The following is a 25,591-nucleotide window of genomic DNA, read 5'->3' as shown; positions in this document are numbered from 1 at the left end:
CCTCAGCCCCGGGCCTTGGCGGGGTCCTTGAGCCCGACGGTGGCGTAGTCGAGCTGGCCGCCGAACGACGGGTGGCCGTGCGCGCCGGCGATGTTGGTGCCCACGACCAGCGGCCAGCGGCGGACGAGCACCGGCACGGCCGGCGCCTTGGCGAGGATGGTGCCGTCCAGCTGCTGCCAGGCCCTGTCGGCCTGCGCGGTGTCGGTCATGGCGGCGATCTCGTCCATGCGCCGCATGACCTGCTCGTCGCGGAAGAGCGAGTGGTTGCCGGAGTTGCCCTTCTCCTTGATGAAGCGGGCGTCGAAGACGAAGGGCAGGAAGGTGGAGCCGGAGGGGTAGTCGGGGCACCAGCCGGTGTACACGAGGTCGGTGCGGTTGCGGGTGTCGCCGATGGTGGCGTAGAAGGCGGAGGGGTCCACGGTCTCGATGACCACCTTGATGCCGGCCTTGGCGAGGGACTGCTGGATGGCCTCGGCGCGGCCCCGGTCGCCGGTGGAGACGGTCAGCCGGGTGGTGAGGCCGTCCGGTCTGCCGGCCTCCTTCAGCAGCTGCCTGGCCCTGCCGGGGTCGCCCGTGGCGGGGATCTTCAGCGTGTCGGGCTGCCGGCCGCCGAAGAGACCGGACGGCATGTACGCGGTGGAGGGCTCGTTGAGGGCGGGGCCGCCGGAGGCGGTGAGCACGGCGTCCCGGTCGAGGGCGTACTGCACGGCCCGGCGGACCCGGACGTCGTCGAACGGGGCACGTCCGGTGTGCATCTGCAGCATGTCGGTGCAGTTGGTGGACTCCGACAGCAGCCGTCGCCGCACCTCGGCGTTGGGCAGCACCTTGGGGGCGCTCTCGGGGCGCAGCGCGGACCAGGGGACGGCGGAGGCGTCGGCGCCGCGGCTGGCCGTCATCCGGTCGTCGATCTGGTTGGCCTTGAGGCCCATGGTGACGACGATCCGGTCGGGGTACGCCTTGCGGACGGGGTCGGTCGAGGGGTCCCAGTGCTCGTTGCGGACGAGGACGAGCCGCTTGTTGCGGGCGTACGAGTCCACCTTGTAGGGGCCGGAGGAGAACGGCCGGTTGTCGAACCGCGGGCCCGTGTCCTGCTTCTGCGGGACGGGGGCGAAGGTGGGCATGACCGTCGCCCAGGGGAACTCGGCGAAGGGCTTGCGCAGGTGGAAGACGAGGGTGCGGTCGTCGGGCGTCTCGACGGAGTCGAGGTGCCGGCCCTGCGCGGGACCCTGGTAGCCCTCGGCGCCCTCCAGGTAGCGGGCGGCGTAGTCGGCGCCGCCGGGCAGGTCGGGGGAGAAGGACCGCTCCACGTTGTACTTGACGTCCTGCGCGGTGACGGGGGAGCCGTCCTCGTAGGCGACCCCGGGCCTGAGGTGGAAGGTCCAGGTGCGGGCATCGGCGGAGGCGGTGCCGAGGTCGGTGGCGAGGTCGGGCACCAGCGTGCTGCCCGCGGCGCCGGGCTCGGCCTTGTACGTGACCAGGGTGCGGTAGAGCAGCCGGGTCCCGAAGTCCATGTCGCTCATGACCCAGTTGCGGGCCGGGTCGAGGTGGGAGAAGTCCTGGTTGGACAGGACGGTGAGGGTGCCGCCCTTGCGGGGCGTGCCGCCGACCGTGGTGCCCTGGCCGGCGGCCAGGGGGTTGCCGCCCCCGGAGCCGTGCGCCGTGCGCCGCCCGCCGGAGCAGCCGGCCGCTCCGAGGGCGAGGGAGGCCGCCAGGAGGGCGGCGAGGGAGGTGCGGGTGCGCTGGTTCTTCACAGGGGTCACTCCGTGAGCAGGGGAACCGTGAGCAGGGGAACAGCGAACAGCCCTGGCTGAAATGTGACCCGTAACATAGTAATGTGAAATTGCACTGACAAGATGTCAGTCCCCCTGTTATCCAGCTGTGTCCGAGGAGGACTCCGTGACCGAACCCACCGCCCCGGGGATCCGGACCGTCAGTCACGACCTGCCGGTGTCCGCCGAGTTCCAGGCGTTCATGGAGCGCGACTGGGCGGCCACCCCGCTGCCCGGCGACCTCCGGCTGCCCGTCGCGGCCCTCACCGCCGCCCGCCGCGAGCGGCTGTCGGCCCGCTTCCCCGGCGAGCGGATCGTGGTGCCCGCGGGTGAGCTCCGGGTCCGGTCCAACGACATGGACCACCGCTTCCGCCCGCACAGCGCCTACGCCTGGCTCACCGGCCTCACCGGCGAGGAGCAGGCCGGCCACGTCCTGGTGCTGGAGCCCGACGGGCCGCGCCGGCACGAGGCCGTCCTGCACGTCCGGCCGCGCTCGCCGCGCAGCGGCGACGCGTTCTACCGCGACCGCCGCTACGGCGAGTTCTGGGTGGGCCGCCGCCCCGACCTCGGCGAGGCCGAGCGCATGACGGGCATCCGCTGCGTCGCCCTGGATGACCCGGGGCAGCTGCCGCCGGGCCGCGAACCGGCCGGCGACCCCGAACTGGCCGCCGTCCTCAGCGAGCTGCGCCTGGTGAAGGACGCCTGGGAGGTCGGCCAGCTCCAGCTGGCCGTGGACCACACCGTCGCCGGCTTCGAGGACGTCGTCCGGGCCCTGCCGCGCGCCCTGGACCACCCGCGCGGCGAGCGGTGGATCGAGGGCGTCTTCGGGCTGCGCGCCCGCACGGAGGGCAACGGCCCCGGCTACGAGACCATTGCCGCCTCCGGGGCGCACGCCTGTGTGCTGCACTGGATACGCAACGACGGCCGCCTGAACCGGGACGAACTCCTGCTGCTGGACGCGGGCGTGGAGACCGACACCCTCTACACCGCCGACATCACCCGCACCCTGCCCCTGTCCGGCCGCTTCTCGCCCGTCCAGCGCCAGGTCTACGACCTCGTGCTCGCCGCGCAGGAGGCGGGCATCGCCGCGCTGCGGCCCGGCGCGCGCTTCCGCGACTTCCACCGGGCCGCCATGCGCGTCATCGCCGAGGGCCTGGCCGAGTGGGGCGTGCTCAAGAGCGCCGAGGGCGACTTCCACCGCCGCTACACCCTGTGCAGCAGCGGGCACATGCTCGGCCTGGACGTGCACGACTGCGCCCAGGCGCGCGCCGACGCCTACCTCGACGGCGTGCTGGAGGCGGGCCAGGTGCTCACCGTGGAGCCGGGGCTCTATCTTCAGCCGGACGACGAGACGCTGCCGCCCGAGCTCCGCGGCATCGGCGTACGGATCGAGGACGACCTCGTCATCACCGCGGAGGGGGCGCGGCTGATGTCGGGCGCCCTGCCGCGCACGCCGGACGCCATCGAGTCCTGGATGGGCGAGCTGCTGGAGGGGTAACTCCCGTACGAGGCAGGTCTGGACCAGCTCTTGGCACGCCGTAATGCAATGTGAAATATTACTGCTGTGCCCCTGAGCAACTCCCCGGACGTCATCGTCGTCGGGGCGGGTGTCGTCGGCGCCGCGTGCGCCTACTACGCCGCCCGTTCCGGCCTCTCCGTCACCGTCGTCGACCGCGGCCCCGTCGCGGGCGGCACCACCGGCGCGGGCGAGGGCAACCTGCTGGTCTCCGACAAGGAACCCGGTCCCGAGCTCGACCTGGCCCTGCTCTCCACCCGCCTCTGGCGCGACCTGGCCGCCGGACTCCCCGACGGCGCCGAGTACGAGGCCAAGGGCGGGCTGGTGGTGGCCCGGGACGCCGCACGGATGACCGCGCTCCGCGCGTTCGCCCGGTCCCAGACCGCGGCGGGCGTCACCGCGCAGGAGGTCCCCGCCGACGCGCTCCACGACCTCGAACCCCACCTGGCGCCCGGCCTCGCCGGCGGCTTCCTCTACCCGCAGGACGCCCAGGTCCAGCCGGCCCTGGCCGCCGCCCACCTGCTGCGCGCCTCCGGCGCCCGGGTGCGCACCGGCCAGGAGGTGACCGCCGTCCTCACCGGCGCATCCGGGGAGGTGCGCGGCGTCCGCACCCGCGCCGGCGACCTGCACGCCCCCTACGTGGTCAACGCCGCCGGCACCTGGGGCGGCGAGGTCGCCCGGCTCGCCGGCGCGCACCTGCCCGTGCTGCCCCGCCGCGGCTTCGTGCTCGTCACCGAACCCCTGCCGCGCGTCGTCCGGCACAAGGTCTACGCCGCCGACTACGTCGCCGACGTGGCCAGCGGCTCGGCCGCCCTCCAGACCTCCGCCGTCGTCGAGGGCACCCCGGCCGGGCCCGTCCTCATCGGCGCCAGCCGGGAGCGCGTCGGCTTCGACCGCACCCTGTCGGTGGAGGCGCTGCGCCGGCTGGCGGCCGGGGCCACCGAACTGTTCCCGGTGCTGGCGGGCGTCCGGGCACTGCGCACCTACGCCGGCTTCCGCCCGTACCTCCCCGACCACCTGCCCGCCGTCGGCGCGGACCCGTCCGTCCCCGGACTGCTGCACGCCTGCGGGCACGAGGGCGCCGGCATCGGCCTCGCCCCCGCCACCGGCCTGGCCGTCGCCCGCGTCCTGACCGGCGACGAACCGCCGCTGGACCTGCGGCCGTTCGACCCCGGCCGTTTCACCGGCGTCACCGCCTGACGCCCCCTCACCACCACGCGCTCGCGACCGGGGCCCCGCCCTCCGCACGTCACCCCTGCCCACGAGAGGAGGCCCGCAGTGGCCCGTACCCCCGCCGACCTGGCCGGCGCGGAGCCCGACCCGCCGTTCGAGATCACCTTCGACGGCCGGCCGGTCCCCGCCCTGCCCGGCCAGACCATCGCCGCCGCCCTGTGGGGAGCGGGCATCCTCGCCTGGCGCACCACCCGCCGCACCGGCCGGCCGCGCGGCGCGTTCTGCGGCATCGGCCAGTGCTTCGACTGCCTCGCCACCGTCAACGGCGAACGCAACCGCCGGGCCTGCCTCACCCCCGCCCGGCCCGGCGACACCGTCACCACCCAGGAAGGACACGGCCATGACCGGCTCGCCGTCTGAGCCGTACGACCTCGCGGTCGTCGGCGCCGGGCCCGCCGGGCTCGCCGGCGCCGTCACCGCCGCCGAACTCGGCCTGTCCACCGTCCTGCTGGACGCCTCCGGCCGGCCCGGCGGCCAGTACTTCCGCCACCCCGCCCCCGGCCTCGGCGCCACCCGCCCCGGCGCCCTCCACCACGACTGGCCCGCCTTCACCGCGCTCCGCCGCCGCCTCGCCGCGAGCGACGTCACCCACCTCGCCCACCACCACGTGTGGACCGTGACCCGGCGGGCCGCCGACGACTGGACCGTGCACGCCCTCACCGGACCCGACGGCGACGACGGCAAGCCCGTCCGCATCCGCGCCCGGGCCGTGCTCCTCGCCACCGGCGCCCACGAACGGCACCTGCCCTTCCCCGGCTGGACCCTGCCCGGCGTCGTCGGCGCCGGCGGCGCCCAGGCCATGCTCAAGGCCGGGCTCGTCCTGCCCGGCCGGCGCGTCGTCGTCGCCGGCAGCGGCCCCCTGCTGCTCGCCGTGGCCTCCTCCCTCACCGCCGCCGGCGCCCACGTGCCCGAAGTCGTCGAGGCCGCCGGCTACCTCGGCTACGCCCGCCACCCGCGCGCCCTCGCCACCAACCCGCACAAGCTCGTCGAGGCCGCGGTGCACGGCACCGCCCTCGCCCGCCACCGGGTACGGCTCCGCCCGCGCAGCGCCGTCACCGCGGTGCACGGCACCGACCGCGTCGAGGCCGTCACCGTCTCCCGGCTCGGCCCCGACTGGCGGCCGCTGCCCGGTACCGGCCGCCGCGTCCCCTGCGACGCGCTGGCCGTCGGCCACGGCCTCGTCCCGCAGACCGAACTCGCCACCGGCCTGGGCTGCGCCACCCGCCGCACCCCCGACGGCACCGACGCCCTCCTCCTCGACGCCTGGCAGGAGACCACCGTGCCGGGCCTGTGGGCCGCGGGCGAGACCGGCGGCACCGGCGGCTGGCAACTCGCCCGCGTCGAGGGCGAACTCGCCGCCGTCGCCGTCACCGCCCGGCTCCGCGCCCGGCCCGGCCTCACCACCGGCCGGCGCGTCCGCGACCTGGCCCGCCGCCGCGACCGCATGCGCGCCTTCGCCGAGGCCATGGCCGCCGCCCACGCCCCCGGCGCCGGCTGGACCGGCTGGCTCACCGACGACACCGAGGTGTGCCGCTGCGAGGAGGTGACCGCCGGCCGCGTCCGCGAGGCCGTCGACGACCTCGGCGCCCGCGACGCCCGCACCGTCAAGCTCCTCACCCGCGCAGGCATGGGCTGGTGCCAGGGCCGCATGTGCGGCGCGGCCGTCGCCGCCCTCGCCGCGGCCGGCCGGCCCGACGGCGCCGTACCGCCGTCCCCCGCCCGCCGCCCGCTCGCCGTGCCCGTGCCGCTGGCCGCCCTCGCCGCGCTGCCCGAGGACCCCGACGGCCCCGACGGCCCCGAAGACCACTGACCCACCCCCACCGGACCACCACAGAAGGGTTACCGGCATGACCGCCACCACCTGGACCCCCGACCGACCCTGGCGCGGCATCATGGTCGCCACCGCCCTCCCGCTGCGCGACGACCTCTCCGTCGACCACGACGCGTACGCCGCCCATGTCCGCTGGCTCCTCGACAACGGCTGCGACGGCGTCGTCCCCAACGGCTCCCTCGGCGAGTACCAGACCCTCACCGACGAGGAGCGCGCCCGCGTCGTGCGCACCGCCGTCGAGGCCGCCGGCGACGGCGCCCGCGTCATGCCGGGCGTCGCCGCCTACGGCAGCGCCGAGGCACGCCGCTGGGCCGACCAGGCCGCCGAGGCCGGCTGCGGCTCCGTGCTGCTGCTGCCCCCCAACGCCTACCGCGCCGACGAGCAGGCCGTCCGCGCCCACTACGCCCACGTCGCCGCCGCCGGGGTGCCCGTCGTCGCGTACAACAACCCCATCGACACCAAGACCGACCTCACCCCCGCCCTGCTCGCCCGGCTGCACGCCGAGGGCAGCGTCGTGGCCGTCAAGGAGTTCAGCGGCGACGTCCGGCGCGCCTACGAGATCGCCGAACTCGCGCCCGGCCTCGACCTGCTCATCGGCGCCGACGACGTCCTGCTGGAGCTCGCCGTGGCCGGCGCGGTCGGCTGGATCGCCGGCTACCCCAACGCCCTGCCCGCCACCTGTGCCGAGCTCTACCACGCCGCCGTCGCCGGCGACCTGGAGACCGCCCTGCCGCTGTACCGCTCGCTGCACCCCCTGCTGCGCTGGGACTCCCGCACCGAGTTCGTGCAGGCCATCAAGCTCTCCATGGACCTCGCCGGCCGGCCCGGCGGCCCCACCCGCCCGCCGCGCTCCCCGCTGACCGGCGACGTGGAGGCCGCGGTGCGCGCCGCGACCGAGAAGGCGCTGGCCGCCGGCCACCGCTGACCGCACGCCCACCGGCCTTCACCCGCACCGAGAGGACGTCCGTGCGTACCCGTCATGTCTTCCACGCCGTCGACTCGCACACCGAGGGCATGCCCACGCGTGTCATCACCGGCGGCGTCGGCGTGATCCCCGGAGCCACCATGGCCGAGCGCCGGCTCCACTTCACCGAGCACCTGGACCACCTGCGGACGCTGCTCATGTACGAGCCGCGCGGCCACGCCTCGATGAGCGGCGCCGTACTCCAGCCCCCCACCCGGCCCGACGCCGACTACGGGGTGCTGTTCATCGAGGTGTCCGGACTCCTGCCGATGTGCGGCCACGGCACCATCGGCGTGGCCACCGTCCTGGTGGAGACGGGCATGGTGCCCGTCACCGAGCCCGTCACCACCGTGCGCCTGGACACCCCCGCCGGTCTCGTGACCGTCGACGTCCAGGTCGAGGACGGCGCGGCGAGAGCGGTCACCCTCACCAACGTGCCCGCCTTCTGCATGGGCCTCGACCTCAAGACCGACGTGCCCGGCCTGGGCACCGTCACCTACGACCTGGCCTTCGGCGGCAACTTCTACGCCTTCGTCGAACTGGAGGCCCTGGGCCTGCCGTTCGACCGGGCCTGCAAGGACGAGCTGCTGGCCGCCGGGCTCGCCGTGATGGACGCGATCAATGCCTCGCCCGACCGGCCCGTCCACCCCGAGCACCCCGAGATCCACGGCCTCAAGCACGTCTACCTCGCCGCGCCGGGCTCCGACGCCCACCACTCCCGGCACGCCATGGCCATCCACCCCGGCTGGTTCGACCGTTCCCCCTGCGGCACGGGCACCTCGGCGCGCATGGCCCAGCTGCACGCCCGCGGCCTGCTGCCGCTGGACCGCGACTTCGTCAACGAGTCCTTCATCGGCACCCGGTTCACCGGCCGGCTGGTGGGGGAGACGCAGGTCGGCGGCGTGCCCGCGGTGCTGCCCACCATCACCGGGCGGGCCTGGCTCACCGGCACCGCCCAGTACTTCCTCGACCCGGACGACCCCTTCCCCGGAGGTTTCCTCCTGTGACCGCTCCCGACACGGCGCCTCTCCTCTCCCTCAACCCGGCCGACCCCGCCGACGTCGTCACCGCGGTGCCGGCGGCCGGCGCCGCCGGCGTCCACGCCGCCGTCGGGCGGGCCCGCGCGGCCCGGCCGGCCTGGCAGGACGCCGGCGCCGCCGGCCGGGCCGCCGCCCTCACCGCCATCGCCGGGGCCGTCGAGGAGGCCGCCGGCGAACTGGCCGCCCTGGCCGTGCGCGAGGTGGGCAAGCCGCTCGCCGAGGCCCGTGCCGAGGTCGCCCGCACCGTCGCGATCTGGCGCTACTACGCCCAGGCGCCCTACGAGGCCACCGGCGCCGTCCACGAGCCGGCCGCCGGCGCCGGCCTGCTCCTGACGCGCCGCCGGCCGCACGGCGTGGCCGGCCTGATCACGCCGTGGAACTTCCCCTTCGCCATCCCCGCCTGGAAGGCCGCCCCCGCCCTCGCCACGGGCAACACGGTCGTGCTCAAGCCCGCCCCGGAGGCCACCGCCTGCGCCCTGCGCCTGGCCGAACTGGTCCAGGGGGCCCTCCCCGAGGGGGTGTTCACCGTGGTGCCGGGCGGTGCCGACGAGGGGCGGGCCCTGGTGGAGACCGCCGACGTCGTCTCCTTCACCGGCTCCACCGCCGCCGGCGGTTCGGTGGCCCGCGCCGCGGCCGCCCGGGGCGTCCCGGTGCAGGCCGAGATGGGCGGCCTCAACGCGGCCCTCGTCCTCCCGGACGCCGACATCGAGCGGGCCGCCGCGCACCTCGCCGCCGCCGTCGCCGGCTACGCGGGCCAGAAGTGCACCGCCACCAGCCGCGTCATCGCCGTCGGCGCGGCCCGCGAACCCCTGCGCGAGGCTCTCGCCGAGGCCGTGCGCGCCCTGCCCGTCGGCGACCCGGCCGACGCGGCCACGGTCTGCGGCCCGGTGATCTCCGGCCCGGCCCGCGACCGCTTCGACCGGGCCCGTGCCGGGCTGTCCGTCCTGGCCACCGGCAAGAGCCCCGACGGCCCCGGCTGGTACGCGGCCCCGACCGTCGTGGAGGACGTACCGGCGGACCACCCGCTGCTGCACGAGGAGGTGTTCGCCCCCCTCGCGGCCCTGCTGCACGCCGACGACCTGGCCGGCGCCGTCCGCCTCGCCAACAGCGTGCCGCACGGGCTCGTCACCTCCGTGCACACCGCCGGCCTGGAGAGCGTCCTGCACGGCCTGGACCACCTGGACACCGGCATGATCCGCGTCAACGCCCCCTCCACGGGCGTCGACTTCCACCTGCCCTTCGGCGGCACCAAGGCGTCCAGCCATGGCCCGCGCGAACAGGGCCGCGCCGCGCTGGAGTTCTACACCTCCAGCCGCACCTACACCCTGACGCCCTGACAACCCGCCGACCGGGCGCGGCGACCCCGCGCCCGGCCGACCGGCCGGTCCGCTTCGCCGGCCCGCTGCTATCGTCCTGGCCATGGTGAACGACGCGCTCATCGCCGCCCGCCTCCGCGCCTACACGGGGCTCACGATCTTCAGCGAGATGACCGCCCTCGCCCAGGCGGCCGGGGCCGTCAACCTGGGGCAGGGCTTCCCCGACAGCGACGGCCCGCCCGAGGTGCTCGAAGCGGCGCGCGAGGCCATCGCCCAAGGGCTCAACCAGTACCCGCCGGCCACCGGCCTGCCCGTCCTGCGCCGGGCCGTCGCCGAACGGCGCGCCACCGACCACGGCGTCGCCTACGACCCCGACACCGAGGTCGTGGTGACCGCCGGCGCCACCGAAGCCATCGCGGCGGCCCTGCTCGGCCTGTGCGAGCCCGGCGACGAGGTCGTCGTCTTCGACCCCCTCTACGACTCGTACGGCGCCTGCCTGGCCATGGCCGGGCTGCGCCGGGTCCCCGTGCTGCTGGAGCACGACGGCACCCGCTTCACCTTCGACCCGGACGCGCTGCGTGCCGCCGTCGGGCCCCGCACGCGGATGATCCTCCTCAACACCCCGCACAACCCCACCGGCAAGGTCTTCGACGCCGACGAACTCGCCCTGATCGCCGGGTTGTGCATCGAGCACGACCTGATCGCCGTCACCGACGAGGTGTACGAGTACCTCGTCTACGACGGCCTGCGCCACCTTCCCCTGGCCGCCCTGCCCGGCATGCGCGAGCGCACCCTGACCATCTCCTCGGCCGGCAAGACCTTCAGCACCACCGGCTGGAAGGTCGGCTGGGCCTGCGGCCCCGCCCGCCTGGTCACCGCCGTCCGCACCGTCAAGCAGTACCTGACCTTCGCCTCCGGCACCCCCTTCCAGGCGGCCGTCGCGACCGGCCTCACGGAGTGCATGCCCTGGGTGGAGAACCTGCGCGCCACCCTGGAGCGCCGCCGCGACCTGCTGGTCACCGGCCTGCGCGAGGCCGGCATCACCGTCCTCGCCGGCAACGCCACGTACTTCGTGCAGGTCGACGCCCGGTCCTTCGGCACCGACGACGGCGACGCACTCTGCCGCGACCTGCCCGCCTCCGCCGGCGTGGCGGCCATCCCCAGCGTCGCCCTGTACGACGACAAGAAGGCCGGCCGCCACCTCGTCCGCCTCGCGTTCTGCAAGGACGAGTCCCTGCTGGCCACGGCGACGGCCCGGCTGGCCGGCCGGGCCCGTGCCACGGACCCGGCGACGGCCCTCACGCGTCGAGACTGATCGCGTTCTTGGCCCGCTCCATGGACTCCTCGGGCGCCGGGCCGTCCGGGTTCTCCGTGGCGAGCGCCTGGTTGAGCGCGACGAACGGGCGCATCCGCTCCTCGTAGCGGGCGAAGGCGGTGCGGTGGTCCGCCGCCGCGCCCAGCTCGTCGGCGAGCACGTACGCGCCGACGAGCGCGAGGCTGCTGCCCTGGCCGGAGAGCGGGGAGGGGCAGTAGCCGGCGTCGCCGAGCAGCGCCACCCTGCCGTCCGTCCAGCGGTCCATGTGGACCTGCGCCATCGCGTCGAAGTAGAAGTGCTCCGCCTCCGCCATGGCCTCCAGCAGGCGCGGCGTGTCCCCGCCGAGGTGGGCCAGGCCGGCGGCGACGAGCTCCTTCTGCCGGGCGGTGTCGCGGTGGCCGAACTCCAGCGGCTCCGGCGGGACGAAGCCCAGCGTCACCCGGCTCTCGGTGTTGTCCCGCACCGGGTAGACGCAGTACGTGCCGTTGTCGCCCCGCGACCACACCTGCCAGTCCTCCAGCCCCAGGACGTTGGCGGCGCCGAACACGGCCACGTAGGGACCGAAGGGGCGGACGAAGCCCTCCTCCGGCCCGAAGGCCAGCCGCCGTATCCGCGAGTGCAGCCCGTCGGCCCCGACCACCACGTCGAAGGAGCGCCGCAGCCCGCTCTCGAAAGCGACGTCGACCCGGTCGGGGTGGTGTTCCATCGAGGTCACCGAGTCGGAGAAGAGGAACTCCGTCTCCTCGCGCACGTGCTCGTACAGCAGCTCCGTCAGGTCGTCGCGCAGCACCTCGATGTCGTCGCTGTCCAGCCGGCCGCTGCTGAACGCCATCTCCTCCGAGCGCCACAGCTCGTTGCCGTCGCCGTCGAGCATCGTCATCCCGCGCATCCGGGTGCGCAGGCCGCGCGCGGCCTCCAGCACGCCCGTCCGGTCCAGGACGTCCAGGGCGACGCCCCGGACGTCGACGGCCTGACCGCCGGGCCGCAGGGCCGGCGCGCGCTCGACGACCGTGGGCGCCCAGCCGTGCCGGCGCATCCAGTGGGCGAGGGTGAGGCCGGCGATGCCGGCACCGGAGATGAGCACGGTCCTCGGAGCGTTCTTCGTCATGGCGAATCCTTGCGTTCTGCGCGCTGTCCCTGCGCTGTCCTCGTACGCTGTACACAGCTGAATGTACGGCGTATCGACAGCGGGTGGAAGTCCCTCCACGGCGCCCTGTACTAGGGCAGATGCGCAGGTCGGGGGAGGGGTGGGCAGGCGGAGTGGCTGGTAGGGTCTGTGCTAGTACAGTTATCAGGAGGGCCCGATGACGGCGGAAAAAAATTCGGCGAGCGGTTCCGCACCGCCCTACCTGCGCATCGTCGCCGACATCCGGCGGCGCATCGCCCGCGGTGAACTGCGCCCCGGCGACCGGGTGCCCTCCACCCGGCAATTGGCGCGTGAATGGGAGGTCGCCCTCGCCACCGCCACCAAGGCACTGACCGTTCTCCGGCAGGAGGGCCTGGTCCGGGCCGAGCCCAGAGTCGGCACGCTCGTGGCACCGGCCCGCCGCACGACACCCCCTGCCTCCCCGGCAGCACAACCCCCGGCCCCCGCGCCCGGCCCCCGCCCCTCCGCCGGCCAGGACCTCACCCGGGACCGCATCGTCCGGGCCGCCGTCGAACTCGCCGACGCCGAGGGGCTCGACGCCCTCTCCATGCGCGGCATCGCGGCCCGGCTGGGCACCTCCGCCATGACGGCCTACCGCTACGTCGACAGCAAGAACACCCTCGTGCTGCTGATGGCCGACGCGGTCCTCGGCGAGTGCGCCTACCCCGACCCGGCGCCGGCCGGCTGGCGGGAACGGCTGGAGACCGGGGCCCTCGCGCTGTGGGCCGTGCACCGCGCCCACCCGTGGCTCGCCCACGTCAGCCCGCTGCACCGGCCGCTCATGCTCCCCAACATGATCGCCTACGCGGAGTGGATGCTCGGCGGACTCGACGGCCACGGCTTCGCCCCCACCACCCTGCTCGACCTCAACGTCCTGCTGTACAGCCACGTCCAGGGCATGGCCGCCCACCTCGAACGCGAGGCCCAGGAGGAGAGCGCCACCGGGGTCAGCGACCAGGAATGGCTGGACGCACAGGCGCCGGCGACCGAGGCCGTCCTCGCCTCCGGCCGCTACCCGGTGTTCACCCGCCTCCTCGGCGCCATCGGCGACAACGGCTACGACCTGCGCCTCGACGACCTGTTCGCGCTCGGCCTCACCGCCCTGCTCGACGGCGTGGAACGCCTGGTCCGGGAGCACGCCGGCGGCCCCCCGCGCTGACGCGCGCGACCGCCGCGCGTCCCCTACCGTGGGACGAGGGGCGACCGCCGAGGAGGGGTGCCGTCGTCGGAAGGGGATCCCCGATGCGCCCAGTCACCTGCGCCCGGCCGCTGTGGGCTCCGCCCAGCGCCCGCCGCCGCTGCCGTCCCCGTACCGCACGCCCGGCCGGAGGCTGAACCATGGTCCCCGGCCGTACTCTCCGCCGCCCCGGGGCCGGCCGCGCCGCCCTGCTGGCCGTCGCCTGCGTCCTGCCCCTCCTCGCGGGCGCCCTGTGGTTCCTGCTGCACGCCCCGGCGGTCGACCACATCGGCCTGCAACTCGCGGGCACCGCCAAGGCCGCCCATCACGTGACCGGTGACCGCACCGGCGCCCACCTGCGCGCCCTCGCCGACGACCACGCCGTCACCGCCGGCTACACCCTCACCCTGGCCGGCATCTTCCTCCTGGGCCGGCACACCGTCGCCCACCACGCCCGCCAGCGGCACGTGGCCGTCCAGGGCGTCGTCGCCGCCGTCGCCGCGGGCGCCTTCGACACGGCCGAGAACCTGCTGCTGCGCCACGGCCTCACGCACCCCGCCGCCGGCGACGCGCCCTTCGCCGCCGCCACCGCCTGCGCCACCGTGAAGTGGACGCTGCTCGCCCTGACCGTGCCGCCCGCCGCCGTCCTGCTCGGCGTCGTCCTGAACCGCGCCGTCCGTCACCTGATGCTGCGCCGGGGCGGTTCTCCGGCCGGCCCGCCCGACGGCCCGCCCGACGTCGTCCCGCCCTGGCCCGTGGTGAACCACGACGGCGACCGCTGGCCCCCGGACAGCCGGCCCGACCCGCCCGGCCCCGGACCCGCCCGCTGGCTCAACGGCAGCCGCGTCCCGCCCGGCCGGGAGCAGGGCGCCCTGGGCTTCTGCGTCTCCGGCGGCGGCATCCGCTCCGCCTGCGTCGCCCTCGGCGCCCTCCAGGCGCTCCGCCCGCACCTGCTCAGGGCCCGCTACCTCGTCGCCGTCTCCGGCGGCGCGTACACCGCCGGCGCCTTCCAGCTCGCCCTCACCGGCTCCGCCGACGGCCGTATCCCCCCGCCCGCCGGCGGCTCCGCCGACGTCTTCCGGCCGGGCTCGCCGGAGGAGGACCACCTGCGCCGCCACTCCAAGTACATCGCCGAGGGCACCGGCCAGTGGCTCACCGCCCTCGGCGTCCTGCTGCGCGGGCTGCTGGCCTCCCTCGGCATCCTCACCGCCGCTCTCGTCGTCCTCGGCATCGCCCTCGGCCAGGCGTACCACCACGTACCCGTCACCGACCTCTCCCACCTCACCCACCCCTCGGCCACCGGCCACATCCTGCCCCTGACCGGCCCGCCCCCGCCGTACCCCGCCCCCCGCACCGCCGCGCTCCTCACCGTGCCCGCGCTGCTCCTCGCGGCCGCCGCCTGCTGGTTGGTCTGGCTGGCGGCCTGCTGCCTGAGCAGCCGCGACGGCGTACGCACCGCTGCGATCACCGCCTTCCGGGCCTGTGTGGTCACCGCCCTCGCCGTCGCCGTCGTGGTGCTCGTCGTACCGGCCGTCGCCTGGGCCGCCGTACGGCTGCTGACCGGCCTCCAGGCCACCGGCCCGCAGACCGGCCTCGGCCTGGGCCTCACCACGCTCCTCACCTACGTGACCGTCCTCGTCAGCACGCTCTGGCGGAGCCGCCGCACCGTCGGGCGCGGACTGCGCAGGCTGCGCAAGGCGGGCAACGCACCCCAGGTCACCCAGCTCGTGCCGCACGGCCTCACGCCCCACCTGCTGGTGTGGGCCGTGCTCGTGCTGCTCGCCGCCGTCTGCCTGGTCATCCTCGGCTGGGCCACGGCCACCGCCCCCACCTGGCCCGCGGCCTGGCAGATCGCCGTCCCCGCCGTCCTGCTGCCGCTCGCCGTCGGCCTCGACCAGACGTGGATGAGCCTGCACCCCTTCTACCGGGGGCGCCTCGCCTCGGCGTTCGCCGTCCGCCGCACCACCACGCCCGACGGCGAACAGATCGCCGTGCCGTACGACTTCGCGACCGAACCCACGCCCCTGGACGCGTACGGCCGCCGGCACGAGGGCTTCCCGCAGGTGATCCTCGCGGCCGCGGCCAACCTCTCCGGCAGCGACCGCACCCCGCCGGGCCGGCGCGCGGTGTCCTTCACCCTCTCGCACGACTACGTCGGCGGCCCCGACGTCGGCTATGTCCGTACCGCCGGCCTGCGACGGCGGACACGCCGCATCATCGACCGGGACCTGACCGTGCAGTCCGCCGTCGCCGTCTCCGGTGCCGCGTTCGCCTCCGCCATGGGCCGCATGGCCCGCCCCTACCAGATGCTGTTCGCCCTCACCAACGCCCGCCTGGGCACCTGGCTGCCCAACCCGGCCACCCTCCAGGACCTGTGGAGCACCGACCCCGCGTGGTCCCTCCGGCCGCAACCCGCCCTCCGGCGCCTGCCCTACCTCCTGCGCGAGGTCTTCGGCCGCTACCCCCTGGACGGCCGGCTGCTGCTCACCACCGACGGCGGCCACTACGAGAACCTCGGCCTCGTCGAACTCCTCCGCCACGGCGTGCGCACCGCCGTGTGCATCGACGCCAGCGGGGACCGGCCGCCGCTGGCCGGCACCCTCGCCGAGGCCATCGCCCTGGCCCGGGAGGAACTCGGCGTCGAGGTCGTCCTCGACGACTGGGAACGCCTCGTGCCCGGCAGCGCCCGCCCGCTGCACCCCGAGGACCCGCTGGCCGGGCTCAACGGGCGGCTCTCGGCGCGCGTGGTGGTCACGGGCACCATTCTCTACCCGCGCGACCTGGTCGACGAGGCCGGCCGCCCCTGCGGCCGCCGCGGCCGCCTCGTCGTCGCCAAGGCGGCACTCACCCACGACCTGCCCTACCCCCTGCTGGCCCGCGCCCAGGGCGAGCCCGTCTTCCCCCGCGACAGCACCAGCGACCAGTGGTTCGACCACCGGCAGTTCGACTCGTACCTCGGCCTGGGCCGCTTCATCGGCGAACAGGCGGACAAGGCCCTGCAGACCCTGCACACCCCGCCCGAAGAGGGCCCGGCCTAGGCGCCGCCCCCGCCCCGGCAGTACGCGTCCCGCACGGCCCGGTGCCCCGGCACCTGCACCGTGCTCAGCAGCCGCGCCCAGGTCGCGGCGTCCGTCTCGATCGCCCGGGCGGCGGCGTCCCGTTCGGCGGCGCCACGGGCCGCCGCGAGGCGCCGGGCGTGCGCCCAGGCGTTCTGCCGCCACAGCACGAAGAGCTGGTGGGCGGTGTACCCGGCGACGGGGTTCCAGCGGTCGTCCACCAGCCGGGTGAACGGGTCGTAGCGCCGCGCCAGTTCCCGGACGACGGGCCCGTACGCGCGGTCCAGGACGATCTGCGCCCGGTCGTAGTCGCCCTTGCGGGACGTGCCGTCGGGCCGGACGAGCCCGAGCGCGACGAGGACGTGGGGGAGGTCGCGCTGGATGTGCGCGTTGGCGCCCAGCAGGGCGTCCTGCCCGGCGTCGGCCCGTCCTGTACGGGCCACCGCGAAGGCGATGCGCCACGCCTCCGGGACCGGCCGGCCGCTCTCGTCGGCCCGGAAGGCGGCGAGGTAGCGGTCGGCGAACGCGTCGTCGAGCCCCGCGATCCACGACGGCTCGGCGAACACGGGCGGCCGCTCGCGCAGGACCTGCCCCAGCGTCGTCTCCAGCCGGGCGTAGATGGCGGCGAAGGGCGCGCGGTGGTCGCAGCCCAGCCGGTCACGGAGCGCGGCGAGCTGCGCCTCCCGCGCGGCCACGCACTCCTCGGGCGAGCCCCGGCCGGTGCACGGCGCAACGCCGGCCGCGGGCACGGCCGGCGCCGGCACCGTACCGCCGAGCCACAGCAGCGCCGCCGTGGCACCGGCCGCCACGGCCTTCCGGACCCCGGTCACCGGCACGAGCGGCCCGTCAGTGCCGGGAGGTGCTGGAATGCCGGGTGCGGTGGGGGTGCTTGTGGTGCTTGGCGGGCTTGGCCGCCTTGGCGTGCTTCGACGGCTTGGACGGCTTCGACGCCTTCGATGCCTCCGACGGCTGGAGACGGTCGGACGGCAGCGGCGGCTTGATCCAGCCCTTCTTCACCAGCTCGTCGCAGTGCCAGCGGGCGTACTTGGGGCTTTCCTTGTGCTGCTTGGCGGCCTTGAGGCAGTCGGCGTAGGGCCACGGCGGCTGATTGTCGGCCGGGACCCGCCCGGAGGGCGCGGCCTGCGCGACCGCGGCCGGTGACAGGGCCGCCGCACCGGCCACCAGGACGGCGGCCAGGGCAATGCTGATCCGGCGCACGGCACTCCTCCACTCCATGTCGGACGTCGTCACCGCTCAACGAGGCCCGTACGGCGTGGGACACGGCGACATGTCCCCTTTCACCCGCGTGAGTGGATACGGCCGGGGCGGCATTCCGGTCGTTGAGGCCGTGTGAACGCGTCAAGGGGCGCAGGAGGCGTTCCTCCGGTGCGTGCCGGATGCCAGAGTCCGGCTGCGGCCCCGTCCGGGGCCCGGTGGACGACCCGACTCGGCGAAAGGACACTTCGCATGAGGAAAAGGATCGGCACGCTCCTGGCCACCACCGCACTCGCCACGCTCGCACTGGCCGGCCAGGCGAGCGCCGCCCCGGCCGCGCAGGACACCGCGGTCACGAAGGCCGGCATCAGAGAATCGAGAGTCCTGTACGCCCCGTTCGCTCTGGAACGGGGCCACTCCGTGCGCTCGGCGACCGCCACCCTGGTCATGCAGACCGACGGCAACCTCGTCGTGTACGACGAGTTCAACCGGGCCCGCTGGGCCTCGAACACGGTCAACCGCGGCTGGCGCGCCGTGTTCCAGACGGACGGCAACTTCGTCGTCTACACCGCCTCGGGCCGAGCGGTCTGGGCCTCCAACACGGACCGCCACCCGGGCTCCCGGCTGGCCGTGCAGGACGACGGCAACGTCGTGATCTACGACGGCAGCCAGGCCATCTGGGCCACCGGCACGAACCACTGACCCGCTGACCCACCGCACGTCCCGGCGGCGGCCCCAGGCCGCCGCCGGCCTCTGCAGCACCGCGAGGCCCGCCGATTCACCGGTCCGTCCCGCCCCAGGAATGTCAGCGGGCACCCTGGCGTCACCGCTCCCTCCGCCCTACCGTGGCCGCGACGCACCCCGACCTGACGTTGTGTCAGGTGAACGCCTCCTTCTCCGAGCCCTCCTCCAGGCGAGAGGTGAGCCATGTCCCCACACCACAGACCTGCCCGGCGGTGGTCCCGCCGGTGGCGCGTCGCCGGCCTGGTCCTCGCCGTGCTGCCGCCCGTCGCGGTCGCCGCCGTGCCGGCCGGGGCCGCGCCCGCGCAGCGGCCGCGACCGGCGCTCGTGCAGCCCGTCGACCCGCAGCAGTGGCGCAACCCGGACGACATGACCTGGGACGAGTACCGCGCGGTGCCCGGCACCCGCTGGGCCGATCCCGCCGTGAAGCCCACCAAGCGCATGTTCAAGGGCGCGCTGGTGCTCCTGGACTACCCCGACGAGGAGTTCTCCGTCACGCAGCCGGCCGGCACCGCCCGGTTCGGCAATCCGCAGCCCGCCGCGGCCGGCATACCGCGCGACCGGCTGCCCGGCTTCTACCAGGACTTCCTCAACAAGCCGGGCCCCCTCAACCACGGCCACACCATCAACGAGTACTGGATGGAGGACTCCGGCGGCCGCATCGGCGTGGACCTCACCGCCTTCGGCGTCTACCGCATGCCGGGCAAGTCCTACCAGTACGGCATCGAGAAGGGCATGAACCCCGGCGCCTGCCCGCAGGGCGACACCTGCGGCAAGGACATCCGCGCCGACGCGAAACGGGCCTGGACCGCCGACGTCGGCGAGGACCGCACCCGCGCCTTCGACTTCGTCTTCTACCTCACCGCCGGCGTCGACGAGTCGTCCGCCTGGCAGGAGTTCGGGCCGATGAAGTTCCCCGGCCCCGCCGACGTACCACCGCAGTGGGGCCCGCCGTCACCCATACCCGACGGCGGCAACGCCGCCCGCACCCGCTACGTGCCCTGGACCTCCTGGCAGGCGGCCGCCCGCATCTGGCCCAACGCCGCCAACGGCTCCTCCACCCAGGCCGAGAGCTCCGGCATGGCCACCTTCGCCCACGAGCTCAGCCACATCCTGGGCATCGGCGACAACTACAACAACCCCTACGGCACGCCCCTGAGCCGTGCCTACACCGGCATCTGGAGCATGCTCTCCCGCGGCTCCTTCAACGGCCCCGGCGGCCCCCACACCCGGTGGCGGATACCCGCGACCGCCGGCGGCTCGATGGGCTCCCAGCACGTGCTGCGCGACAAGCTCAAACTGGGCATCGTCGACGAGAAGAACGTGCTGCGCCTCGACCGCGACGCCCTGAAGGACTCCGGCCCGGTCGTCGCCCGCGTCACCGCCCGGTCCGCGCCGCCCGGCGAGAAGGGGCTCGCCGGCATCAACGTCACCCTCGGCCGCGACCTGTCCCCGGCCTGCGACCGCGACACCGACCCGCTGTGCGACGGCGGCGGCTACAACAACTACACCGTCGAGGTCGTCGACCGCATGGGCATGGACTCCTTCACCCCGGACCACGGGGTGCTGCTCAGCAAGACCAAGAACGCCGACAAGGCCCCCTTCGCGTGGGTGATCGACGCCCACCCCGAGGACATCGGCATGACGGACTTCGTCCGCCCCGACGGCACCCCGCAGAAGATCACCATGGGCGACTACCGGCAGCTCAGCGACGCCCTCTTCCACGCCGGCGCCGACTCCGGCAGCTCCTACGAGTACGTCGACGAGGCCAACCGGCTGCACTTCTACATCGTCGGCGTGCAGCGCGACCCCGCAGGCGTCCTCTCCTACACCGTCGGCGTCCGGTCCCTCGACGGCGCCGGCCCGCAGCGCCGTGGCGTCGCCCTCTCCACCGGCACGTCCCGCGGCACGCCCGCCGGCGGACGGGCCCTGTGCACCTTCGGCCTGGCCAACACGGGCGCGGCCCGCACCGGCGACCCGGCCCGCGACTCCGACGTCTACCGGCTCTCGGCGCGTGCCACCGGCCGCGGCTGGGCGGCCTGGCTGCCCAGCCGCCTGACGACCGCCGCCGCCGGCACCTCCGTGCCCGTCGACGTCGCCGTGACCGCCGGCCCCGGCGCCGACCGCACCGGCAGCGTCGTGCTCACCGCCCGCTCCGAGAGCGACCCGTCGCGCACCGCCACCGCCGTCTGCCGGCTTTCCGCGCGCGGCCGCTGAGCCCGCGCGCCGCCGGTCCCCGGGCCCGCCCCGGGGACCGGCACCCGGGCCGCCGGCCTCAGTCCCCGGTGCCGCGCGCCAGCGCCTCCCGCACCGTCTCCTCGCTGCGCGCCACGAGCGCGCTGCCGTCGTCGGCCGTGATGATCGGGCGCTGGATGAGCTTCGGATGCGCGGCGAGTGCCTCGATCCACTGCTCCCGGTCGCCCTCGGCCCGCCCCCACTCCTTGAGCCCCAGCTCCTTGGCCTCGGCCTCCCCGGTGCGCGTGATGTCCCACGGCTCCAGTCCCAGCCGCTCCAGCACCGCCCGCAGCTCGTCCGCCGTGGGCGGGTCGTCCAGGTAGCGGCGCACGGTGTAGGCGGCGCCCTCCTCGTCCAGCAGGTGCAGCGCCGAGCGGCACTTCGAACACGCGGGGTTGATCCAGATCTCCATGCCCCTCACCCTACCCAGGCCGGAAACCGCCCCTCGCTCCTGAGGACGGCGCCCCGCCAAGGCCGTCGGCCGGCCGTCTGGCAAGCTGGGACGCCATGAACGGAACGGGCAGCGGCACGGGCATCCCCCGGCCGGAGGGCGCGAAAGTGCTGGTGGTCGACGACGACCCCGAGGTGCGGGCGGCGGTGGAGGACGCGCTGACCGTCGAGGGCCACCGCACCCTCGGCGCCGCCGACGGCCAGCAGGCGCTCGCCGCGGTGGCCCGCTGGCAGCCCGACGCGGTCGTCCTCGACGTGCTGATGCCCGTCCTGGACGGCCTGGCGGTCTGCCGCCGGCTGCGCTCCCTCGGCGACCGCACGCCCATCCTCGTGCTCACCGCCCTGGACGCCGTCAGCGACCGCGTCGACGGCCTCGACGCCGGCGCCGACGACTACCTCGTCAAGCCCTTCGCGCTCGACGAGCTCGCCGCCCGCCTCCGCGCCCTGCTGCGCCGCGCCGCCCCCGACGCCCCGCCCCCGGCCGACGGCACCCTGGCCCACGGCGACCTCCGGGTCGACCCGGCCACCCGCACCGGGGAACGGGGCGGGCGGCGGCTGGAGTTCAGCCGCACCGAGTTCGCGCTGCTGGAGGTCCTCCTGCGCAACGCCGGACAGGCCCTGCCCCGAGAAATGATCATGGAGAGGGTGTGGGGCCGCGACTTCGGCCCCGGCTCCAACTCCCTCGCCGTCTACATCGGCTACCTGCGCCGCAAACTGGAGGCCGGCGGCGAACCCCGCCTCGTGCACACCGTGCACGGCGTCGGCTACCGCCTGGGGGACGCGTGAGGCTCCGCCGCCCCGGCGGCCGCCCGCGCCGCCGGCCGCTGCGCACCCGGCTCGCCCTCATGGCCTCCGCCGCGGTCGCCGCGGTCGCGGTCGGCGTGTGCGCCGCCGCGTACGTCGTCATCCGCTACGAACTCGGCCACCAGCTCGACCTCCAGCTCACCCAGGCGGCCACCCTCGCCCGCCACCGCGACATCGGCCACGGCCCCGGCGTCCTCGCGGGCGAGTGCCGCTTCCTCGCCGCACCCGCCTGCACCCAGATCGTCCCGGCCGCGCCCGCCGCCGACCCCGCCGAACCATACGTCCTGCCCGTCACCCCCGAGACGCGCCGCGTCGCCGCCGGCACCCGGCCCGGGTACCGCACCGCCGTCACCCTGCCCGGCGGCCGGCCCGGACGGATGCTCACCGCCCCCTTCGGCAAGGGCCGGGCGGTCCAGGTCGCCCTGCGCGCCGACACCGTCCGCGACGGCGTACGGCAGGCCGCGGGCCTGCTCACCGCGGTCGGCGGCGCCGGCGTGCTGCTCGCCGCCGCCGGCGGGTACGCGGTCTCCCGCAGGGGACTGGCACCGGTGGCCCGGCTCACCGAGGCCACCGAACGCATCGCCGCCACCCGCGACGCCGGCCACCGCATCGACCTGCCGCCCGGCCCGCCCGACCGCGAGGACGAGCTCACCCGCCTCGCCGTCAGCTTCAACACGATGCTCGGCGAACTGGAGGAGTCGGTGGCCGCCCGCCGGCGGCTGGTGGCCGACGCCTCCCACGAACTGCGCACCCCCCTCACCGCCCTGCGCACCAACGCCGAGCTGCTGGCCCGCGCCGACCGGCTCACCCCCGCACAGCGCGAACGGGCCTCGGCGGCGCTGGGCCGGCAGATCCGCGAGGTGACCACCCTCGTCGACGACCTCGTCGAGCTGGCCCGTGACGAGGAGCCGCAGCAGCTCCTGGAGGACGTCCGGCCCGCCCTGCTCGTCGCCCACGTGGTGGAGACGGCCCGGGCCCACTGGCCGGACGTGCGGTTCACGCTCACCGAGGCGCCGGGCGCACGGGACGTGGTCCTGCCGGGCGTGCCGGCCCGGCTCGCCCGGCTGCTGTCGAACCTGCTGGACAACGCCGCCAAGTTCAGCACGCCCGGCAGCCCGGACCGCCCGGTCGAGGTCGTCGTCACCCCGCAGGAGGTGACGGTGCGCGACCACGGGCCCGGCATCGCCGACGAGGACCTTCCGTACGTCTTCGACCGTTTCTACCGGTCCCGCGCGGCCCGCGCCCTCCCCGGCTCCGGGCTGGGCCTGGCCATGGCCCGGCAGATCGCGCGGGCCCACGGCGCCACGCTCACCGCCGAGCACGCGCCCGGCACCGGCGCCCTGTTCCGGCTGACGTTCCCGTCCCACTGACGTTCCGGCGCCGCCCCGTCCCGCCACCGCCCGGGGGCGGCCCCGCCGTCACGTCGCCGGAGTGACGGCCGGCACCGCGCTGTCGTCCTCCGTCCGCGCCCCCGGCAGCCGGTGCCGCGCGGCCACCAGCGCCGCGTCGATGTCCCGCGTCCCGGTCGACACGCACAGCGTGTAGGCCACGTCGGCCAGCCGCTGACGCGTCGTCGGGTCGGCCTTGCCCGAGGCCAGCTCCCGCTCCAGGGCGGTGTAACGCCGGACCAGGTCGTCGAGCACGGCGGGGTGGGCAAGCAGCATAGGTACTCCTCCATTGCCGGGCCGCGCGCGGTGACGCACGGGCAGCACCCTCCGTGCCACCCGTGGGGCGGGGCGCGACGCCCGGCCGCGCCCCGGGTCCCGCGCGCGGCGGGGACCTTCGCGCCTGCGCCTGCCCCATCCAACCCGTCTCATGCCCCTGTCTTGAGCCTTCCCCGCCAGTAGGCTGCGGCGGGCACCCGCCCACGCGTCATCCCACCACGAGGGGCTGCCGATGCCGTCGAACGAACTCCCCGAGGACCCACCGGCGTTGACGCTCGAACGCCTGCTGGCCACCGTCGGCGGCGGTGCCCTGGAGCTGTACACCGCCCCTCGCGGCCTCGACGTCCCCGTGCGCGGCGTCACCATCTTCGACACGCGCGAGCCGGGGCTGCCGCCCGGCCAGGTGCTGCTCGCCGTCGAGACCGAGCCGCACTCCGCCGCGGCCGCCGACCTCGTCCGCGAGGCGGGGAAGTCCGCGACGACCGCCGTGGTCTTCCGCCACGACCGATCGGCCGGCCCCGGCCCGGGGCCCGCCCTGCACGCGGCCGCCGCCGAATCGGGCACCGCCGTGCTGTTACGCACCGCCTGGGTGAACTGGGCCCAGCTCGTCGGGGTCCTGCGGGCCGGCCTCGCCGCCGCCGGTGTGCCCGCCGACCCCGGGATCGCCAGCGTCCCGCCGGGCGACCTCGACGGGCTCGCCGACGCCATCGCCGCCCTCGTGGGCGGCGCCGTCACCATCGAGGACGTCGAGTCGCGCGTGCTCGCCTACTCCTCCACCGACGGCGCCGTGGACGAGATCCGGCGCCTGACCATCCTCGGCCGCCGCGTCCCCCAGTGGCGCGTGGCCGCGATGCGCGAGGACGGCTTCTTCCGGGCCGTATGGAGCTCCGGCGACGTCGTGCACCGCCCCGCCGAGGGCGACATCCCCGAACGGCTGGTCGTCGCCGTCCGCGCCGGGGGAGAGGTCCTCGGCTCCATCTGGGTCGCCGCCGCCGGCGGCCGGCCCCTGCCGCCCACCGCGGCCGACGCCCTGCGCGCCGCGGCCCGCGCCGCCGTCCCGCACGTCATGCACCACCGCTTCCACCGCGCCGGCCAGGTGCACCTGGTGCAGGACGCCGCCCGCGCGCTGCTGGAGGGCCGCGGCTCCGCCGAGGCCCTCGCCACCCGCACCGCGCTGCCGCCGGACCGCCCCTGCGCCGTCCTCGCGCTCGACACCGAACCGGGCGACGGCACAGGCGACGGCACGGACGCGGTACGCGGCCGCCTCCAGGACCTGCTCGCCCTGCACTGCACCGGCCCGGAACAGCAGGCCGTCGTCGTACCCACCGGCCCCCGCAGCGCCCTCGTACTGCTCGCCGGCCTGGCCGCGGACCGGGCGACGGCCGCGGACCAGGTGACCCGCCTGGGAAAGGCCCTCGTCCAGCAGCTGTCCACCACCGTCGGCCCGGGGGTCCGCGTGGGCCTCGGCGACGTCGCCCCCCGTCTCGACCGGGCCCCGGACTCCCGGCGCACCGCCGGACTCGCCCTGCGGGCCCTGCGCTTCAGCGGCGCGGACCGCGCCTGCGCGACCGTCGCCGACCTGGCCGAAGCCGTCGCACTCGTCCAGGTCCGGGACGCGCTGCGGCACGTCGACCCCCCGGCGGGAACGCCCGTGGCCCGCCTGGCCGCGTACGACGCCGCCCACCGTGACCCCGCGCTCGTCGACACCCTGCGCGCCTATCTCGACCACTTCGGCGACGTACCCCGCGCCTCCGACGCCCTGGGCGTGCACCCCAACACCTTCCGCTACCGCCTCCGCCGCATCCGCGAGGTCGGCCGCATCGACCTGCGCGACCCGGACGCCCGGCTCCTCGCCCACCTCCAGCTGCGCCTGATGGACCGGCGCGACGGCTAGGCGGGACCGGCCGCCGCCCCGGCGCCTTCGGCCGCCCGCACCACGTCCGCCGCTCGTCTTCGTCCTCCGCCACCACCCGCGCCGCCCCCGCCCCGGCCGCGCTGGTCGCGGGCGACAGACACGCCGCGACACCCCGTGCGCCCGTACGAAGACACGGCGCCGGGCCCCCGGCAGGGTGGTCGTACGCGTCCGGCAGCCCGCCGGACGCGAGCGACGACCACGGG

General features: G+C 75.7%; 21 protein-coding genes. 15 read left to right on the top strand and 6 right to left on the bottom strand.

Translation table 11 applies throughout. From position 1 onward, the window contains the following. Positions 1 to 2: 2 nt before the first annotated feature. Positions 3 to 1,751 (bottom strand): ABC transporter substrate-binding protein, encoded by a 1,749-nt coding sequence (locus tag IE305_RS27935; protein ID WP_190132564.1) that lies wholly within the window; start codon positions 1,749 to 1,751, stop codon positions 3 to 5. A 145-nt stretch (positions 1,752 to 1,896) separates the two neighbouring features. Between IE305_RS27935 and IE305_RS27930 the strand changes: the two genes are divergently transcribed. From IE305_RS27930 to IE305_RS27895, 8 genes are all read left to right on the top strand, one after another. Further along, positions 1,897 to 3,267 (top strand): aminopeptidase P family protein, encoded by a 1,371-nt coding sequence (locus tag IE305_RS27930; protein WP_229891613.1) that lies wholly within the window; start codon positions 1,897 to 1,899, stop codon positions 3,265 to 3,267. A gap of 66 nt (positions 3,268 to 3,333) precedes the next feature. Next, positions 3,334 to 4,485 (top strand): NAD(P)/FAD-dependent oxidoreductase, encoded by a 1,152-nt coding sequence (locus IE305_RS27925; RefSeq protein WP_190132563.1) that lies wholly within the window; start codon positions 3,334 to 3,336, stop codon positions 4,483 to 4,485. A gap of 78 nt (positions 4,486 to 4,563) precedes the next feature. After that, positions 4,564 to 4,878 (top strand): (2Fe-2S)-binding protein, encoded by a 315-nt coding sequence (locus IE305_RS27920; protein ID WP_190132562.1) that lies wholly within the window; start codon positions 4,564 to 4,566, stop codon positions 4,876 to 4,878. Next, entirely contained in the window at positions 4,859 to 6,328 is a 1,470-nt protein-coding gene (locus IE305_RS27915; RefSeq protein ID WP_190132561.1) for an FAD/NAD(P)-dependent oxidoreductase, read from the top strand. Before IE305_RS27920 ends, IE305_RS27915 begins: the two co-directional genes overlap by 20 nt. 37 nt (positions 6,329 to 6,365) lie before the next feature. After that, entirely contained in the window at positions 6,366 to 7,274 is a 909-nt protein-coding gene (locus IE305_RS27910; RefSeq protein ID WP_190132560.1) for a dihydrodipicolinate synthase family protein, read from the top strand. Positions 7,275 to 7,315: 41 nt separating this feature from the next. Next, a complete protein-coding gene (locus tag IE305_RS27905; RefSeq protein ID WP_190132559.1) occupies positions 7,316 to 8,320 on the top strand; it encodes a proline racemase family protein in 1,005 nt (334 codons plus the stop codon). Next, positions 8,317 to 9,690: an aldehyde dehydrogenase family protein gene (locus IE305_RS27900; RefSeq protein WP_190132558.1), complete on the top strand. Its 1,374-nt coding sequence runs from the start codon at positions 8,317 to 8,319 to the stop codon at positions 9,688 to 9,690. The genes IE305_RS27905 and IE305_RS27900 overlap by 4 nt, the downstream gene beginning before the upstream one ends. Before the next feature lie 82 nt (positions 9,691 to 9,772). Beyond that, positions 9,773 to 10,984, top strand: coding sequence for a pyridoxal phosphate-dependent aminotransferase (locus tag IE305_RS27895; protein WP_190132557.1), 1,212 nt, complete (start codon positions 9,773 to 9,775; stop codon positions 10,982 to 10,984). Here IE305_RS27895 and IE305_RS27890 read toward each other — a convergent pair. Continuing rightward, positions 10,968 to 12,092: an FAD-dependent monooxygenase gene (locus tag IE305_RS27890; RefSeq protein ID WP_190132556.1), complete on the bottom strand. Its 1,125-nt coding sequence runs from the start codon at positions 12,090 to 12,092 to the stop codon at positions 10,968 to 10,970. The genes IE305_RS27895 and IE305_RS27890 overlap by 17 nt on opposite strands. Positions 12,093 to 12,288: 196 nt before the next feature. Between IE305_RS27890 and IE305_RS27885 the strand changes: the two genes are divergently transcribed. Both IE305_RS27885 and IE305_RS27880 read left to right on the top strand, forming a co-directional pair. Further along, positions 12,289 to 13,290 (top strand): GntR family transcriptional regulator, encoded by a 1,002-nt coding sequence (locus tag IE305_RS27885; protein WP_190132555.1) that lies wholly within the window; start codon positions 12,289 to 12,291, stop codon positions 13,288 to 13,290. 179 nt (positions 13,291 to 13,469) lie between these two features. Next, positions 13,470 to 16,346 carry a patatin-like phospholipase domain-containing protein gene (locus IE305_RS27880; RefSeq protein WP_190132554.1) on the top strand — a complete coding sequence of 959 codons (2,877 nt, stop codon included), beginning with the start codon at positions 13,470 to 13,472 and terminating at the stop codon, positions 16,344 to 16,346. Here IE305_RS27880 and IE305_RS27875 read toward each other — a convergent pair. Then, positions 16,343 to 17,194, bottom strand: a complete 852-nt coding sequence (locus IE305_RS27875; protein ID WP_190132553.1) for a DUF5995 family protein — start codon at positions 17,192 to 17,194, stop codon at positions 16,343 to 16,345. The genes IE305_RS27880 and IE305_RS27875 overlap by 4 nt on opposite strands. Positions 17,195 to 17,210: 16 nt before the next feature. Further along, entirely contained in the window at positions 17,211 to 17,600 is a 390-nt protein-coding gene (locus IE305_RS27870) for a hypothetical protein (RefSeq protein ID WP_190132552.1), read from the bottom strand. 231 nt (positions 17,601 to 17,831) lie between these two features. On the opposite strand from IE305_RS27870, the gene IE305_RS27865 reads away from it, so the two are divergent. Continuing rightward, positions 17,832 to 18,281 carry a lectin gene (locus IE305_RS27865; protein WP_190132551.1) on the top strand — a complete coding sequence of 150 codons (450 nt, stop codon included), beginning with the start codon at positions 17,832 to 17,834 and terminating at the stop codon, positions 18,279 to 18,281. Between the two features lie 225 nt (positions 18,282 to 18,506). Next, complete coding sequence (locus IE305_RS27860) at positions 18,507 to 20,537, top strand: M6 family metalloprotease domain-containing protein (RefSeq protein WP_190132550.1); 2,031 nt, start codon at positions 18,507 to 18,509, stop codon at positions 20,535 to 20,537. Positions 20,538 to 20,595: 58 nt separating this feature from the next. Here IE305_RS27860 and IE305_RS27855 read toward each other — a convergent pair whose 3' ends face one another. Then, positions 20,596 to 20,967 (bottom strand): arsenate reductase family protein, encoded by a 372-nt coding sequence (locus IE305_RS27855; protein ID WP_190132549.1) that lies wholly within the window; start codon positions 20,965 to 20,967, stop codon positions 20,596 to 20,598. Positions 20,968 to 21,062: 95 nt separating this feature from the next. Here IE305_RS27855 and IE305_RS27850 point away from each other — a divergent pair, with 95 nt between their 5' ends. Both IE305_RS27850 and IE305_RS27845 read left to right on the top strand, forming a co-directional pair. Continuing rightward, positions 21,063 to 21,791 (top strand): response regulator transcription factor, encoded by a 729-nt coding sequence (locus tag IE305_RS27850; RefSeq protein ID WP_190132548.1) that lies wholly within the window; start codon positions 21,063 to 21,065, stop codon positions 21,789 to 21,791. 59 nt (positions 21,792 to 21,850) lie between these two features. Then, entirely contained in the window at positions 21,851 to 23,179 is a 1,329-nt protein-coding gene (locus IE305_RS27845; RefSeq protein ID WP_190132615.1) for a sensor histidine kinase, read from the top strand. A gap of 48 nt (positions 23,180 to 23,227) precedes the next feature. Here IE305_RS27845 and IE305_RS27840 read toward each other — a convergent pair whose 3' ends face one another. Beyond that, positions 23,228 to 23,473, bottom strand: coding sequence for a DUF5133 domain-containing protein (locus IE305_RS27840; protein ID WP_190132547.1), 246 nt, complete (start codon positions 23,471 to 23,473; stop codon positions 23,228 to 23,230). Between the two features lie 232 nt (positions 23,474 to 23,705). Between IE305_RS27840 and IE305_RS27835 the strand changes: the two genes are divergently transcribed. Next, entirely contained in the window at positions 23,706 to 25,367 is a 1,662-nt protein-coding gene (locus tag IE305_RS27835) for a PucR family transcriptional regulator (protein WP_190132546.1), read from the top strand. Positions 25,368 to 25,591 lie beyond the last annotated feature (224 nt).

This window comes from Streptomyces mashuensis (assembly GCF_014654785.1).
GTDB classification, from domain to species: domain Bacteria; phylum Actinomycetota; class Actinomycetes; order Streptomycetales; family Streptomycetaceae; genus Streptomyces; species Streptomyces mashuensis.
This window is presented reverse-complemented; position numbering and strand designations above follow the sequence as displayed.

What these genes read in the sequence shown, in the direction of transcription:
- IE305_RS27870 (WP_190132552.1), bottom strand. Translation starts at nt 17,600, where the DNA reads ATGGAGTGGAGGAGTGCCGTGCGCCGGATCAGCATTGCCCTGGCCGCC.
- IE305_RS27850 (WP_190132548.1), top strand. Translation starts at nt 21,063, where the DNA reads ATGAACGGAACGGGCAGCGGCACGGGCATCCCCCGGCCGGAGGGCGCG.
- IE305_RS27885 (WP_190132555.1), top strand. Translation starts at nt 12,289, where the DNA reads ATGACGGCGGAAAAAAATTCGGCGAGCGGTTCCGCACCGCCCTACCTG.
- IE305_RS27860 (WP_190132550.1), top strand. Translation starts at nt 18,507, where the DNA reads ATGTCCCCACACCACAGACCTGCCCGGCGGTGGTCCCGCCGGTGGCGC.
- IE305_RS27915 (WP_190132561.1), top strand. Translation starts at nt 4,859, where the DNA reads ATGACCGGCTCGCCGTCTGAGCCGTACGACCTCGCGGTCGTCGGCGCC.
- IE305_RS27910 (WP_190132560.1), top strand. Translation starts at nt 6,366, where the DNA reads ATGACCGCCACCACCTGGACCCCCGACCGACCCTGGCGCGGCATCATG.
- IE305_RS27855 (WP_190132549.1), bottom strand. Translation starts at nt 20,967, where the DNA reads ATGGAGATCTGGATCAACCCCGCGTGTTCGAAGTGCCGCTCGGCGCTG.
- IE305_RS27895 (WP_190132557.1), top strand. Translation starts at nt 9,773, where the DNA reads ATGGTGAACGACGCGCTCATCGCCGCCCGCCTCCGCGCCTACACGGGG.
- IE305_RS27865 (WP_190132551.1), top strand. Translation starts at nt 17,832, where the DNA reads ATGAGGAAAAGGATCGGCACGCTCCTGGCCACCACCGCACTCGCCACG.
- IE305_RS27840 (WP_190132547.1), bottom strand. Translation starts at nt 23,473, where the DNA reads ATGCTGCTTGCCCACCCCGCCGTGCTCGACGACCTGGTCCGGCGTTAC.
- IE305_RS27835 (WP_190132546.1), top strand. Translation starts at nt 23,706, where the DNA reads ATGCCGTCGAACGAACTCCCCGAGGACCCACCGGCGTTGACGCTCGAA.
- IE305_RS27890 (WP_190132556.1), bottom strand. Translation starts at nt 12,092, where the DNA reads ATGACGAAGAACGCTCCGAGGACCGTGCTCATCTCCGGTGCCGGCATC.
- IE305_RS27880 (WP_190132554.1), top strand. Translation starts at nt 13,470, where the DNA reads ATGGTCCCCGGCCGTACTCTCCGCCGCCCCGGGGCCGGCCGCGCCGCC.
- IE305_RS27845 (WP_190132615.1), top strand. Translation starts at nt 21,851, where the DNA reads ATGGCCTCCGCCGCGGTCGCCGCGGTCGCGGTCGGCGTGTGCGCCGCC.